Here is a 13,512-nt window from a genome sequence, read left to right as displayed (position 1 = left end):
GGGTCAGCGCAGGCCGGGGATGAACTGGACGATCAGGTCGATTACTTTGATCCCCGCGAACGGGAGGACCAGGCCGCCCAGCCCGTACAGCAGGATGTTGCGGGCCAGGAGCGCCGACGCGGACGACGGCCGGTAGCGGACGCCGCGCAGGGCCAGCGGGATCATCGCCACGATGATCAGCGCGTTGAAGATGACCGCGGCGGAGATCGCCGACGTCGGGCTGTGCAGGCGCATGACGTTGAGCTGGTCCAGCCCGGGGATGACGGCGGCGAACATGGCCGGGATGATCGCGAAGTACTTCGCGACGTCGTTGGCGATGGAGAAGGTCGTGAGCGCGCCGCGCGTGATGAGCAGCTGCTTGCCGATCTCCACGATCTCGATGAGCTTGGTGGGGTTGGAGTCCAGGTCCACCATGTTCCCGGCCTCCTTGGCGGCCGAGGTCCCGGTGTTCATGGCCACCCCCACGTCCGCCTGCGCCAGCGCCGGGGCGTCGTTCGTGCCGTCCCCCGCCATGGCCACGAGCTTGCCGCCCGACTGCTCGCGGCGGATCAGCGCGATCTTGTCCTCGGGGGTGGCCTCCGCGAGGAAGTCGTCGACACCCGCCTCGTCCGCGATGGCCCGTGCGGTCAGCGGGTTGTCACCCGTGATCATGACCGTCTTGATCCCCATCAGCCGCAGCTCGGCGAACCGCTCCCGCATGCCCTCCTTGACGACGTCCTTGAGGTGGATCACCCCGAGGACCCGGGCGGTACGGGTGTCCCCCTGGCGGGTCGACTCGGCGACGACGAGGGGCGTTCCCCCGCCGGCGGAGATGCCGTCCACGAGTGTGCCGACCCCGCCCATCGTGTCGCCGCCGTTCTCCCGCACCCAGCGCATCACGGCGGCCGCCGCGCCCTTGCGCAACGCGTGCCCGCCGTCCGGGCCTTCGAGGTCGACACCGCTCATCCGGGTCTGCGCGGTGAACGGGACGAAGGAGGCGCCCGCCAACTCCCCCTCGCCGCGGGCGCGCAGCGCGTACAGCTGCTTGGCCAGGACGACGATCGAGCGGCCCTCGGGGGTCTCGTCCACGAGCGACGACAGCTGGGCGGCGTCGGCCAGTTCCTCCGCCCCGACACCCTCGGCGGGCAGGAACTCGGCGGCCTGCCGGTTGCCGAGGGTGATGGTGCCGGTCTTGTCCAGCAGCAGCGTGTTGACGTCCCCGGCCGCCTCGACCGCGCGGCCCGACATGGCCAGCACGTTGCGTTGCACCAGCCGGTCCATGCCCGCGATGCCGATCGCCGAGAGCAGGGCGCCGATGGTCGTCGGGATCAGCGCGACCGTCAGGGCCACCAGGATGACGATGGTCTGCTCCGCGTGCGCGAAGATCGCGAAGGGCTGGAGGGTGGTCACGGCGACGAGGAAGATGACCGTCAGGGAGGCCAGCAGGATGTTGAGGGCGATCTCGTTCGGTGTCTTCTGCCGGGCGGCGCCCTCGACCAGGGCGATCATCCGGTCGATGAAGGTCTCGCCCGGCTTCGAGGTGATCCGTACGACCACCCGGTCCGACAGCACCTTCGTCCCGCCGGTGACCCCCGACCGGTCGCCGCCCGACTCGCGGATGACCGGAGCCGACTCCCCGGTGATCGCCGACTCGTCCACGCTGGCGACCCCCTCGACCACATCGCCGTCCCCGGGGATGGCCTGCCCCGCCTCGACCACCACGAAGTCGCCCACCCGCAACCGGTCGGCGGCCACCTCCTCTTCGCCTTCGTCCCGGTCGGCGCCGCCCGGCCGCCACCCGTGCGTGAGGCGGCGGGCGATGGTGTCCGTTCTCGTACGGCGCAGCGTCTCGGCCTGTGCCTTGCCGCGCCACTCGGCCACCGCCTCGGACAGGTTGGCGAAGACGCTGGTCAGCCAGAGCCAGACGGTGATCACCCAGGCGAAGACACTGGGATCCTTGATCGCCGAGTACGTCGTCAGGACCGCGCCCACCTCGACGACGAACATGACGGGGTTACGGAACATCACCCGCGGATCGAGTTTGCGCAGCGCCTCCGGGAAGGACGCCACCAGTTGTCGCGGGTCGAGCAGACCACCCGAGACCCGGGAGGTGTCCCGCGCGGGAGGGCCCGGAGGCGGGGCCGAGGTCGTGGCCATCAGTGCAGCCCTTCCGCGAGCGGACCCAGCGCGAGCGCGGGGAAGTAGGTGAGGCCGACGACGATGAGGATCACGCCGATCAGCAGGCCGACGAAGAGCGGCCGGTGCGTGGGCAGCGTGCCCGCGTTGGCGGGGACCGCCTGCTGCTGGGCGAGGGATCCGGCGAGGGCCAGCACGAACACGATCGGCAGATAGCGGCCGACGGCCATCGCCAGGCCCAGCGCGGTGTTGTACCAGACCGTGTTGACCGACAGCCCGGCGAAGGCCGATCCGTTGTTGTTGGCCGCCGAGGTGAAGGCGTACAACACCTCGGAGAAGCCGTGCGGCCCGGAGTTGAGCATCGCGGCCCGCTCCCCCGGCAGCGACATCGCGACGCCCGCCCCGGCCAGGACGACCGCCGGGGTCGTGAGGATGTACAGCGAGGCGAACTTCATCTGCTGTCCGCGCAGCTTCTTGCCCAGGTACTCGGGCGTGCGGCCCACCATCAGGCCCGCCACGAACACACCGACGATCGCCAGGACCAGGATGCCGTAGAGGCCGGAGCCCGTACCGCCGGGGGCGATCTCCCCGAGCATCATGTTGAAGATCGTCATTCCGCCGCCGAGCGGGGTGTACGAGTCGAGGAAGGAGTTCACCGCACCGGTGGACGTCAGGGTGGTGGACGCGGCGAACAGGGCGGAGGCCCAGACGCCGAACCGCTGCTCCTTGCCCTCCATCATGCCGCCGGCCGCGTGACCCGCCGTACTGCTGACCTTGTACAGCTCGTTGATCGTCACGATCGCCACGGAGGCGGCCCAGATCAGCGCCATGACGGCGACGATCGCGTACCCCTGCCTGCGGTCGCCGACCATCGTGCCGAAGGTGCGGGGCAGGCAGACGGCGATCACCATCAGCAGATAGATCTGGAGCCAGTTGGTGAATCCGTTGGGGTTCTCGAAGGGGTGGGCGGAGTTGGCGTTGTAGAAACCGCCGCCGTTGGTGCCCAGTTCCTTGATGACCTCCTGGGAGGCGACCGGGCCGCCCGTGATGCTCTGCTCGCCGCCCGCGACGGTGGTGACCGACTGGAGGCCGTGGAGGTTCTGGACCACCCCGGCCGCCACCAGCACGATCGCGAAGACGACACAGAGGGGCAGCAGGACGCGCAGCACGATCCTGGTGACGTCCACCCAGAAGTTGCCCACCTGGTCGGTCCGTTGCCGGGTGAAGCCTCGGATGAGGGCGGCCACGACGGCGATCCCGACGGCGGCGGAGACGAAGTTCTGGACGGCGAGACCCGACATCTGCACGAGATGGCCGAGGGCCGACTCCCCCGAGTAGGACTGCCAGTTGGTGTTGGTCACGAACGACACGGCCGTGTTGAAGGACTGGTCGGTGTCCATGGCCGGGGTGCCGAGCCCCAGCACGAAGTGGTTCTGGAGCCGGAGGAAGCCGTAGAGGAAGAGCACGGAGACGAGCGCGAAGGCGAGCACACTGCGCAGGAACGCGGACCAGGGCTGACCGGCGTCGGCGTCGACCCCTCCGAGGCGGTACAGCACGCGCTCCGGCGCCGAGTGGCGGGGCGAGGTGAGGACGTACGCCATGTAGTCGCCCAGCGGCCGGAAGGACAGCGCGAGCGCCGCCACCAGGGCGAGGATCTGGAGCCACCCCGCGAGGGTGTCGTTCATCGAGGGCTTTCCACCGTTCGGGGTGTACGGGCGCGGTCAGAAGCGCTCGGGGAACATCAGGCAGAGGACGAGGTACACGACGAGCAGCGCCGCGGCCGACAGCCCGACGATGTTGTCGGTGCTCACAGCCGGCCCACTCCCTTCGCGATCAGATGGAGCAGGGCGAACACGGCGACAGTGACCACGACGAAGACAAGATCCGCCACGTGCGGTACCCCCAGGGGAGCGGTCGGGAGAGACTCCGACGTTATCGACCACGGCCCCGGCCGGCCGGTGACACGCCGGTGCACGGCCCCCGGGCCCGGCGGACCTCGCCGGGCGGATTTTCCTACAAGCCCTCCCTTGACCCACCGTTCACCGGCCGGACACCGCGACCCCGCCCAGAATGATCAACAGCTGCTCCATCCTGTTGACCGTGTGCTCGTCCGCGGATCGGGTGAGCCGTCAACGAAGGGTCCTCACCGTGGTGTTGTCCCGTACCGCGTCCCGTACCGCGTCCTCCGACCGCCGCCGCCACCTGGCGGTCTGTCGCGGTGTCACGCTGGCGCTCGTCGCCGGTCTCTCCGTACCCGCCGCCCTCCCGGCCGCCGCGGCGGCCCCCGCCACCCCCACCATCAGCCTGTCCACCGCCTATGTGTCGGGTGCGGTGGGCGCGACGGGAGACCCGACGGTCACGGTGCGGGTGGCGCAGCAGGCCACCGACGCGGCGACGCTGACGGTCCGCGCCTCGGCCAGTTCCCGCGCCTCGGTCGCCGGTACGGGAGATGTCACCGTCACGGGCACCGGCGGCAGTCGTGAGATAGCCGTCCAGGCGCGTGCCACCGGCTACACCGACCTGACGATCCAGGTCACCGGCGCGGGCGGCAAGACCGCCACGACGAAGCTGCACTACGCGGCGTCCTCGGCGGTGCGGTCCCCCGCCGACACCCGCTACTTCACCGGCTCCAGCGACGCCTCGGCGGCGGTGGACGCCGGCGGGGGCTACGCGGTGGTGGCCGACGACGAGTCCAACACCCTGCGCCTGTACCGGCGGGACGCGTCGGGCGCCCCGGTGAAGACCTGGGACTTCAGCTCCCAGCTCAAGGTCGACGGCGAGATCGACATCGAGGCGGGAACCCGCGTCGGCGACACCATCTACTGGAACGGCTCGCTGGGCAACAACAAGGACGGCAAGGTGAAGGCGGAGCGTTCCACGCTCTTCACCACCACCGTGTCCGGTTCCGGCGCCGACACCCAGCTGGCCCTCGCCGGCTCGTACCAGGGGCTGCGCGCGGACCTGATCGCCTGGGACAAGGCGGCCCAGAACCGGTACGGCTTCGCGGCGGGCGCCGCGTCCGGCCAGATTCCCAAGCAGATCGACGGGTTCAACGCGGAGGGACTGGAGTTCGCCCCCGGGAGCACCACCACCGCCTATGTCGGTTTCCGGGCGCCTCTCGTGCCGCCGGCCAACGGCGGGAAGGCGCTGCTGGTCCCGGTCACCAACATGGACAAGCTCGCGACGTCCGTCGGCGGCAAGGTCCACGCCGCCTTCGGTACGCCCGTCACGCTCGACCTCGGCGGACTGAGCGTCCGGGACATCCGACGCGACGCCTCGGGCGGGCTCCTTCTCCTCGCCGGCTCCTGGGCGGCCGAGGACAACTCCGCGCCCTACGCCCTCTACTCCTGGGACGGTGTCGCGGGACACGCGCCGGTCAAGCGCCTGGACCTGCCCACGACCGACCCGGGCGGCTGGGAGGCCATCGTCGACGTTCCCGACGCGGGCGCGCAGGACCCGCGCGTCCAGCTGATCACCGACAACGGTTCGGCGGATCTGTACGGGGACGGGACCGAGGCCAAGGATCTCGACCACGCGGAGTGGAAGAAGTCCAGGACCGTACGGTTCGCCCTCCAGCCCTGACAGCACGGCACGCCCGCCCGCCCGCCCGGCCGCACGGACACGACTGCGGCCGGGCGGGCGTGTGTGTGGGCCGAACGAACCACGATACGGGACGTCTGGCGGCTCGCTGGTGGGTCGGCTTGAGCGGGTGACCGGTGGGTGTCAGCATCCGCAGACCTCTGCCGGAAGGAACGCACGTCATGGGCACCCTCACCACGACCGACGGAACCGATCTCCACTACAAGGACTGGGGGTCGGGACAGCCCGTCGTGTTCAGCCACGGCTGGCCGCTCAACGCCGACGCCTGGGACGACCAGATGCACCTCGTCGCCCGCGAGGGCTTCCGGGCCGTCGCACACGACCGCCGGGGGCACGGCCGGTCGGAACAGCCGTCGAACGGCAACGACATGGACACGTACGCGGACGACCTCGCCCAGCTGATCGAGGCCCTGGACCTGCGGGACGTGATCCTCGTCGGCCACTCCACCGGCGGCGGTGAGATCACCCGCTACATCGGCAGGCACGGGACGTCCCGCGTCGCCAAGGCGGTGCTCCTGAGCGCGATCCCGCCGCTGATGCTCCGGACGGACGCCAACCCGGAGGGTACGCCGATCGGGGCCTTCGACGACATCCGGGCCGGACTGCTGGCCGACCGGTCGCAGTTCTACGCCGACCTCAGTGCGCAGTTCTACGGGGCGAACCGCAAGGGTTCGAAGGTCTCGCAGGGCGTGCGGGACGCGTTCTGGATGTGGTCGATGCAGGTCGGGTTCAAGGGCGCGTACGACTGCGTCAAGGCCTTCTCGGAGACCGACCTCACCGAGGACCTCAAGCGTTTCGACGTTCCGACCCTGGTCATCCACGGGGACGACGACCAGATCGTGCCCATCGTGGCGGCGGGCCCCAAGTCGGCGAAGATCGTCAAGGACGCGACGCTCAAGGTCTATCCCGGGGCGCCGCACGGGCTGATGTCCGTGAGCCCGTTCAAGGAGCAGTTCGACACCGACCTGCTGGCGTTCATCAGGAGCTGACCCTTCCTCAAGAGCTGACCTGCCCGGCGCGGCGCTGCGTCCGCAGCGTCTCCAGCAGGCGGAGCCAGACCTCGGACGGGGTGGGGTAGCTGGGGACGACGTGCCACAGGACGGGGACCGGAATCCGCGCGACGACGGCCGTCGTCGCCGCGTGGACGAGGTCCGAGATGTCCGGTCCGACGAACGTCGCCCCCACCACGGTGTCCGTGGCCCGGTCGAGGACCAGCCGGGCCCGGCCGGTGTAGTCCTCGCGCATCACGTACGTACCGGCGAGACCGGCCATGTCGTACTCCACGGTCTCGACGTCGATGCCCGCCGCGCGCGCCTCCCGCTCGGTCAGGCCGGCCGAGCCGACCTCCGGGTCGGTGAAGGTCACCTGCGGGGCGCCGCGATGTCCGGCGGCGGCGTTCAGCGGGCTGTCCTCGCGGCTGTCCGGCTGTTGTCCGGCGGCGCGCGCGGCGATGACCTCGCCGGCCACCCGCGCCTGGTACTTGCCCATGTGGGTCAGCAGCGCGCGTCCGCAGGCGTCGCCGACGGCGTAGAGCCACTCGCCCGGTACGGCGCACACGGACTGGTGGTGGTCGACCTCCAGATAGCCGCCGTCGGGGCGGCCCACCGACGACAGCCCGATGTCCCCGGTGTTCGGGGTGCGCCCGGCGGCGACCACCACCTCGTCGGCGACCAGGGTCGTACCGTCGTCCAGCACGCATGTGACCTCGCCGCCGTGCCGCGTCCCCGTCCCCGTGTCGCGGGAGTCCTCCCGGGACACCTGGGTGATCGCCCGGCCCGGCAGCAACCGCACGCCCGCGGCGCTCAGCGCCTCACCGACCATGCGCCCGGCGAAGGGTTCGGAGCGCGGGAGGAGGCCGTCGTCGCGGTAGACGAGGGTCAGTTCGGCGACGCCCAGCGAGCGGAGCCAGGTCGCCGACTCGCAGGCGACCACCCCTCCGCCGAGGATCACGACGCGGCGCGGCACCTCGTGCAGGTGGGTGACGTCCCGTGAGGTCCACGGGCGGGCCCCGGCCAGGCCGGGGATCGGTGGCACGGTGCTGGTGGATCCCGTGTCGACCACCACCGCGTGACGGGCCGTCAGGGTACGGATGCCGCCGTCGGGCCCGGTCACCCGTACGGCACGCTCCCCCGCGAGCCTTCCGTACCCCCGCACCACGTCGATGCCCGTGTCCAGTGCCCACTGGATCTGGGACGTGTCGTCGAGGTGGTTGACGACGGTGTCCCGGTGGGCGAGTACGGCGGGGACGTCGAGTGTGCCGCCCTCCACCAGGGCGGCGACGCCGGGGACGTGGTGCGCGGTGTCCAGGACGTCGCCGGGGCGCAGCAGTGCCTTGCTGGGCATGCACGCCCAGTACGAGCACTCGCCGCCGAGCAGTTCCGCCTCGACGAGCACCGCGTCGAGATCGGAGAACTGTGTGGCGTACTGGGCCGCGTTCTCACCGGCGGCGGCGCCTCCCAGGACGATGACGTCCCATTCCGTACGGTCGGGGTCGACGGAACCTGCCATCGGCGGCTTCCCCTTTCGTGAGGCTCGGATCTCGTGAGGCTCGGGCGAACGGGCTCGGGCGAACGGTCCTCAGACGAACGGCGCCATGAAGTCACCGATGTGTCCGGCGATCTCGTCGCCGTGTGTCTCCAGCGCGAAGTGCCCGGCGTCGAGCAGGTGGAACTCGCCCTTCGGCAGATCCTGCCGGTACGCCTCGGCGCCCGCCGCCCCGAAGATCTCGTCGTTCTCGCCCCATGTGACGAGGAGCGGGGGCTGGTGTGCGCGGAAGTACTCGTGGAAGACCGGGTAGAGGTCCAGGTTGAACTGGTAGTCCCAGAAGAGCTGGAGCTGGATCTCGCTGTTCCCCGGCCGGTCGAGGCCGGCCTGGTCCATGAGCCACGCCTCGGGCGCGATCCGGTCCAGCCGGTCCCGGGGCGTGCCCTGCGTGTACTGCCAGCGGGTCGCCTCCACGGTGAACAGCTTCCGTACCTCCGCCTCGTTCGCAGCGCGGTCCTTGGCGTGGGCGAACAGGAGGTCCCAGAAGGGGGTGAACCCCTCCATGTACGCGTTGCCGCTCTGCGTGATCAGGGCGGTGACCCGCTCGGGCCGCCGGCTGGCCATGCGCAGACCGATCGGAGCCCCGTAGTCGTGGATGTACAGCGCGAAACGCTCCAGCCCGAGGTGGGCGACCAGCCCTTCCGTGACCTCCGTCAGCTTCTCGAAGCTGTAGTCGAAGGTGTCGACGGGGGGCATCGCCGAACGGCCGAAGCCGATGTGGTCGGGTGCCACCAGGTGGTAGTCGTCCGCCAGCGCGCGGATCAGGTCGCGGAACATGTGGGAGCTGGACGGGAAGCCGTGGAGCAACAGGATCGCCGGGTTCGCCGGGTCACCGGCCTCCCGGTAGAACACGTCCAGACCGTCAATGGATGCCGTCCTGTGGTGAACGATGGAAGGGGTCATGACGCCTCACTTCGCTGCTTGCACCACTTTCCAGCGTGCGCCGGGGCAGGACCCTCCGCAATCGGGCCCGCCGGGGCGGGATGATGGGACGAGGAGCGGGCCGCCCGGCGTGGGCCGCCCGCCTGAGGCCCACCAGCGTACGGAGACAGCGTGTCGGAGACCGTGTTCGTGACCGTGAAGGACGTCGAGGAGCTCCACCGCTTCGAGGCCCGCGTGGACGGCCGGCCGGCCGGCTTCGCCGACTACATCCGTACGGGAAACCTGGTGGTCTACCCGCACACGGAGGTGGAGCGGGAGTACGAGGGCCAGGGCGTCGGCGGCGTACTGGCGCGAGCGGTTCTCGACGACGCGCGGACCCGGGATCTCCCGGTCCTGGCGACGTGCCCCTTCATCTCGTCGTGGATGAGCCGGCACCCGGAATACCTGGACCTGGCGTACCAGAACCGCAGCAGGGTCACGGACTGAGGACGCCGTCCTAGGAGGGTGGTCAGGGGCGCTTCCTCAGGAGGTGTCCTGAGAAGGTGTCTTGACGTTGACGTGCGCGTCAGGGGTTAGCGTCGCCGGGCTCTCGCGGCGGACACGTACCGCTCCGCCGCGCCGTACCGTCCAGGAGTCCGGCCATGACCACAGCCCTGCCCACTCCCCCTGCCCTCCCCGCCGTCACGCGCGAGATCCGGCTCGTCGCCGCGCCCCCCGGGCTGCCCGCTCCGGAACACTTCGCCCTCACCGAGGTGCCTCTTCCGCCGCCGGGACCGGGGCAGGTGCTCGTCAGGAACAGCCACTTCCTCGTCTTTCCCGGCCTGCGCACCCTCATCGGCGGGGAGGTCGACGGTGTCCCGCTGCCCGCGCTCCACCCGGGTGACGCCCTGTTCGGGCCGGCCGTCGGCCAGGTGGTCGCCGCGGCGGACGACGGCCCGCTGCGCCCCGGCGACACGGTCTCCCACCTGCTCGGCTGGCGGGAGCACGCCCTGCTCCCCGTCGCCGGGTGCACGCCGCTGGACGGCGTGCTGCCGGACCCGGTCGCCCACCTCGCCCAGGGGTCGGCCCCGTACGGCGCGCTGACCCGGCTCGCCCGGGTCGGTCCCGCCGACACCGTCCTCGTCACCGGCGCGGCGGGGGCGGTGGGCTCGCTGGCCGGGCGGATCGCGCGGCTGCTGGGCGCGGAGCGGGTCATCGGCAGTACCCGTTCGCCGGAGAAGGCGGAGCGGCTGGTGTCCGAGTGCGGCTACGACGCCGTCGTACCGCGGGGAGCCGGGCCCTTCGCGGCGCGGCTCGCCGAGGTGGCGCCCGACGGGATCGACGTCCTGCTGGACACCGTCGGGGGCGAGCAGCTGACCGCCGCGCTCGGCGCGGCCCGGCAGGGAGCGCGCTTCGCGCTGGTCGGCGCGCTCTCCGGGCAGTTGTCGGCGGCGCGGCGGGGCGGCAGCGCGCCGACCGAGATCGACGCGTTCCGGATCGTCGTCCGGGGCATCTCCGTACGCGGCTACAGCGGCGCGGACCACCCCGAGGTGGAGGCGGAGTGGACCGAGCGCTTCGGCGGCTGGCTCCGCTCCGGTGAGATCGGCTTTCCGCACGTACGGATCCCCGGCATAGCGCGGGCCCCGCAGGCGTTGGCGGAACTGATGGAAGGACGGCACTTCGGGGCCGTGGTCGTGGAGTTGTGACGGTGACGAAGCCGTGGTGAGAAGGCGGCGGGGGGCGGGGGCAGGGTGCGGATAGGTGACGCGGCAGCGGCGGCGGGGACGACGCCCAGGGCACTGCGGTTCTACGAGGAGCGCGGGCTGCTGCCCCCGCCCGTACGCACGGCTTCCGGCCAGCGGGACTACGGTCCTGGTGAGGTGGCCCGCGTCCGGGTCGTCCGCGACCTGCTGGCGCTCGGGCTCACGGTCGAGGATCTGCGCGGCTTCGCGGACCGCATCGACCTGCTGGCCCAGGACCCGCCGCAGCGGTGCGGCTCCGCCGAGCCCGGGGCCCGTACCTCGGAGATCGTCGGCCGCAGGCTCGCCGCCCTCGACGCGGAGATCGACCGACTGACCCGACTGCGGGACCGCCTCGCCCGGCAGACCGGCCGCGCACCGGGCGAATAATGCGATGCGGGCACGTCGGGGGCGGGCATAGGGTCGACGCCCGTGGAACCACTCAGTGAGAACCAGATCCGCTCGTCCTTCGTGAACAGCACCAAGGGCGAGGCGGCCCGGCTGCGGCTGCCGCTCGACTTCGCCGAACTGCCCTGGGACGACCTGGACTTCCTGGGGTGGGTGGATCCGGGAGCGCCGCTGCGGGCCCATCTCGTCCTGCCCGGGGCGCGGGGGCCGCTGGGGATCTCCCTGCGTGTCCCTTCCGTGAACCGCACCAGCGTGGTGAAGTCCAGCCTGTGCCAGATCTGCCTGACGGGCCACGCCTCGTCCGGGGTCGCCCTGCTCGTCGCCCCGCTGGCGGGCGCCCAGGGCCGCCAGGGCAACACGGTCGGCACGTACATCTGCGCGGACCTCGCCTGCCCGCTGTACGTACGGGGCAAGCGGCAGCCGAGGCTGCGAGCCGGGCGGTACGAGGAGTCCCTGACCCTGGACGAACGGCTCGCGCGCATGTCGGGCAACCTGGACGCCTTCGCGGCGAGGGTCACCGCGGGCTGAGCGGGCGCAGATATACAGCTAGGCTGTATTATTGCTCCATGAAGAACGAGGAGATCCTGGCCGACCGGCTGCGGGAGTCCATCGGCCGTTTCGTACGGGTCACCCGCGCGCACGCCGACTCGCTGAGCGGGCCCCACACGTCCACACTCGGCCTGCTCAGCCGTGAGGGCGACGCCACGATCGCGGCGCTGGCCCAGCGGCGCGGCGTACGGCACCAGAGCGCGAGCCGTACCGTGCTGGAGCTGCAAGATCTCGGTTACGTGCGCCGCCGCCCCGACCCGGCGGACGGCAGGGCCGTCCTGGTCGCCCTGACGGAGGCCGGGCGCGAGGCCGTCGAGGCCGACCGCCGGGCCCGGCGCGACTGGATGGCGGGCGCCATCGCGGTGGCCCTCGACGCGGACGAGCGCCGACAGCTGGAGGCGCTGCCCGGCCTGCTGGACAAGCTGGCGGCGCACGAGGACGGGCAGGGGTAGCGGGCCCCCTCAGCACCCCTCTCCGGATCGCCTTATACAGCCAAGTTGTACACTCGGGTTGTACAGTTCGCCGCCGTCCGTGAGGAGCCACCATGAAGTTGACCAAGTACGCCCACGCCTGCGTCGCCCTGGAGAAGGACGGCGTGACCCTCGTACTCGATCCGGGGAAGTTCACCCCCGAGGCCGAGGAAGCGGTGGCGGGCGCGGCGGCGGTGCTCGTGACGCACGAGCACGCCGACCACTTCGACGCCGAGCTGATCTCCAAGGCGCTGGACGCACGGCCCGGCCTGGTGGTCTTCGGCCCCGCGGTCGTGACGGCACAGCTCGGGGAGCGCGCCGGCCGGGTGACGGCCGTGACCGCCGGGGACACGTTCACCGTCGGCGGCTTCTCCGTCGCGGTCGACGGGGAGCGGCACGCCCCCATCCACCCGGACATCCCGATCGCGGACAACGTCGGCTACCTGGTCGACGGTACGGTCTTCCACCCCGGCGACTCGTACCACGTACCAGGCGCGCCGGTCGGGACGCTGCTGCTGCCGACCAGTGGACCGTGGACCAAGCTCAGTGAAGCGGCGGACTACGTACGCGCCGTGAAGCCGCGGCGGGTGGTCCAGATCCACGAACTGCTGCTCAGTGAGCTGGGGCAGAAGTCCACCGCGGCGATTCTGGGTGAGGGCGGCCTGACGGGAACGGCGCTGACGATCCTCGCCCCGGGGGAGTCGCTGATGGTGTGACCGTACCGGTGACGGCTCTTCCCGCCACTTCAATTTCCAGGAGGAGAGTTCTCATGCGGGTGCCGCTGTCGACCATCGGATCGCGGGGCGAGGTCCAGCCGTTGACGGCGCCGGCGGTGCGGCTGAGGGCCCTCGGTGAGGATGTCCGGCGGTGCGCGCCGCCCGACTTCCGGGAGGGGGCCCGTGCGCTCGGGATCCCGTTCGCGTCCGTCGGACCCGGCCGAGCAGCTGGGAATCCCGTACTTCTACGCCAGTTACTGCCCCGTCACCCTGCCGTCCCCGTACCACGCGCCTCCGCCGATGTCCCTGCGCGGGCCGACTCCCGGGCCCGGCACGGCAGATCCCCGTACCCTCTGGGCCGAGGACGGGGAACGCTGGAACAGCACCATCGGACCGGCCGTCAACTCCCACCGGTCGCCGGTCGCCGGTCGCCGACGTACGGGACCACATCTTCACCGACTCGCCCTGGCCGGCCGCCGACCCGACGCCGGCGCCCTGGCAGGAACCGGC

General features: G+C 71.3%; 13 protein-coding genes. 8 read left to right on the top strand and 5 right to left on the bottom strand.

Annotated features, from left to right (window positions below):
* Positions 1–3: 3 nt before the first annotated feature.
* Genes kdpB through OG349_RS32130 form a run of 3 tightly spaced genes read right to left on the bottom strand, consistent with a single transcriptional unit; the run spans position 4 to position 3,926 of the window.
* Positions 4–2,136: a potassium-transporting ATPase subunit KdpB gene (kdpB, locus tag OG349_RS32140; protein WP_327237927.1), complete on the bottom strand. Its 2,133-nt coding sequence runs from the start codon at positions 2,134–2,136 to the stop codon at positions 4–6.
* Complete coding sequence (gene kdpA / locus OG349_RS32135; protein WP_327237926.1) at positions 2,136–3,800, bottom strand: potassium-transporting ATPase subunit KdpA; 1,665 nt, start codon at positions 3,798–3,800, stop codon at positions 2,136–2,138. Before kdpA ends, kdpB begins: the two co-directional genes overlap by 1 nt.
* A 36-nt stretch (positions 3,801–3,836) precedes the next feature.
* On the bottom strand, positions 3,837–3,926 hold the full coding sequence (locus OG349_RS32130; RefSeq protein WP_327237925.1) for a potassium-transporting ATPase subunit F: 90 nt from the start codon (positions 3,924–3,926) through the stop codon (positions 3,837–3,839).
* 391 nt (positions 3,927–4,317) lie between these two features.
* On the opposite strand from OG349_RS32130, the gene OG349_RS32125 reads away from it, so the two are divergent.
* Positions 4,318–5,697: a hypothetical protein gene (locus OG349_RS32125; RefSeq protein ID WP_442806438.1), complete on the top strand. Its 1,380-nt coding sequence runs from the start codon at positions 4,318–4,320 to the stop codon at positions 5,695–5,697.
* A gap of 179 nt (positions 5,698–5,876) precedes the next feature.
* The gene (locus OG349_RS32120) at positions 5,877–6,704 is read left to right on the top strand and encodes an alpha/beta fold hydrolase (protein ID WP_327237924.1); all 828 of its coding nucleotides are present in this window, start codon (positions 5,877–5,879) and stop codon (positions 6,702–6,704) included.
* Positions 6,705–6,711: 7 nt separating this feature from the next.
* Here OG349_RS32120 and OG349_RS32115 read toward each other — a convergent pair whose 3' ends face one another.
* Positions 6,712–8,223, bottom strand: coding sequence for a dihydrolipoyl dehydrogenase family protein (locus OG349_RS32115; protein ID WP_327237923.1), 1,512 nt, complete (start codon positions 8,221–8,223; stop codon positions 6,712–6,714).
* 69 nt (positions 8,224–8,292) lie between these two features.
* Positions 8,293–9,162, bottom strand: a complete 870-nt coding sequence (locus OG349_RS32110) for an alpha/beta fold hydrolase (RefSeq protein ID WP_327237922.1) — start codon at positions 9,160–9,162, stop codon at positions 8,293–8,295.
* Positions 9,163–9,312: 150 nt separating this feature from the next.
* Between OG349_RS32110 and OG349_RS32105 the strand changes: the two genes are divergently transcribed.
* From OG349_RS32105 to OG349_RS32080, 6 genes are all read left to right on the top strand, one after another.
* Positions 9,313–9,627 carry a GNAT family N-acetyltransferase gene (locus OG349_RS32105; RefSeq protein ID WP_442806342.1) on the top strand — a complete coding sequence of 105 codons (315 nt, stop codon included), beginning with the start codon at positions 9,313–9,315 and terminating at the stop codon, positions 9,625–9,627.
* A 155-nt stretch (positions 9,628–9,782) separates the two neighbouring features.
* Positions 9,783–10,826, top strand: a complete 1,044-nt coding sequence (locus tag OG349_RS32100; RefSeq protein WP_327237921.1) for an MDR family NADP-dependent oxidoreductase — start codon at positions 9,783–9,785, stop codon at positions 10,824–10,826.
* A gap of 45 nt (positions 10,827–10,871) precedes the next feature.
* The gene (locus OG349_RS32095; protein ID WP_327237920.1) at positions 10,872–11,249 is read left to right on the top strand and encodes a MerR family transcriptional regulator; all 378 of its coding nucleotides are present in this window, start codon (positions 10,872–10,874) and stop codon (positions 11,247–11,249) included.
* Positions 11,250–11,291: 42 nt separating this feature from the next.
* Positions 11,292–11,795, top strand: coding sequence for an FBP domain-containing protein (locus OG349_RS32090; RefSeq protein ID WP_327237919.1), 504 nt, complete (start codon positions 11,292–11,294; stop codon positions 11,793–11,795).
* A gap of 38 nt (positions 11,796–11,833) precedes the next feature.
* Positions 11,834–12,268 carry a MarR family winged helix-turn-helix transcriptional regulator gene (locus OG349_RS32085; protein ID WP_327237918.1) on the top strand — a complete coding sequence of 145 codons (435 nt, stop codon included), beginning with the start codon at positions 11,834–11,836 and terminating at the stop codon, positions 12,266–12,268.
* Positions 12,269–12,360: 92 nt separating this feature from the next.
* Complete coding sequence (locus OG349_RS32080) at positions 12,361–13,002, top strand: MBL fold metallo-hydrolase (protein ID WP_327237917.1); 642 nt, start codon at positions 12,361–12,363, stop codon at positions 13,000–13,002.
* Positions 13,003–13,512: the final 510 nt, after the last annotated feature.

This window comes from Streptomyces sp. NBC_01317 (genome assembly GCF_035961655.1).
GTDB lineage: Bacteria > Actinomycetota > Actinomycetes > Streptomycetales > Streptomycetaceae > Streptomyces.
Note: the sequence above shows the minus strand (reverse complement) of the source record. Positions and strands in the feature narration are given on the sequence as shown.

Excerpts from the sequence above, each read along its gene's own strand:
- OG349_RS32085 (WP_327237918.1), top strand. The coding sequence starts at position 11,834 with ATGAAGAACGAGGAGATCCTGGCCGACCGGCTGCGGGAGTCCATCGGC.
- OG349_RS32100 (WP_327237921.1), top strand. The coding sequence starts at position 9,783 with ATGACCACAGCCCTGCCCACTCCCCCTGCCCTCCCCGCCGTCACGCGC.
- kdpA (WP_327237926.1), bottom strand. The coding sequence starts at position 3,800 with ATGAACGACACCCTCGCGGGGTGGCTCCAGATCCTCGCCCTGGTGGCG.
- OG349_RS32120 (WP_327237924.1), top strand. The coding sequence starts at position 5,877 with ATGGGCACCCTCACCACGACCGACGGAACCGATCTCCACTACAAGGAC.
- kdpB (WP_327237927.1), bottom strand. The coding sequence starts at position 2,136 with ATGGCCACGACCTCGGCCCCGCCTCCGGGCCCTCCCGCGCGGGACACC.
- OG349_RS32115 (WP_327237923.1), bottom strand. The coding sequence starts at position 8,223 with ATGGCAGGTTCCGTCGACCCCGACCGTACGGAATGGGACGTCATCGTC.
- OG349_RS32080 (WP_327237917.1), top strand. The coding sequence starts at position 12,361 with ATGAAGTTGACCAAGTACGCCCACGCCTGCGTCGCCCTGGAGAAGGAC.
- OG349_RS32110 (WP_327237922.1), bottom strand. The coding sequence starts at position 9,162 with ATGACCCCTTCCATCGTTCACCACAGGACGGCATCCATTGACGGTCTG.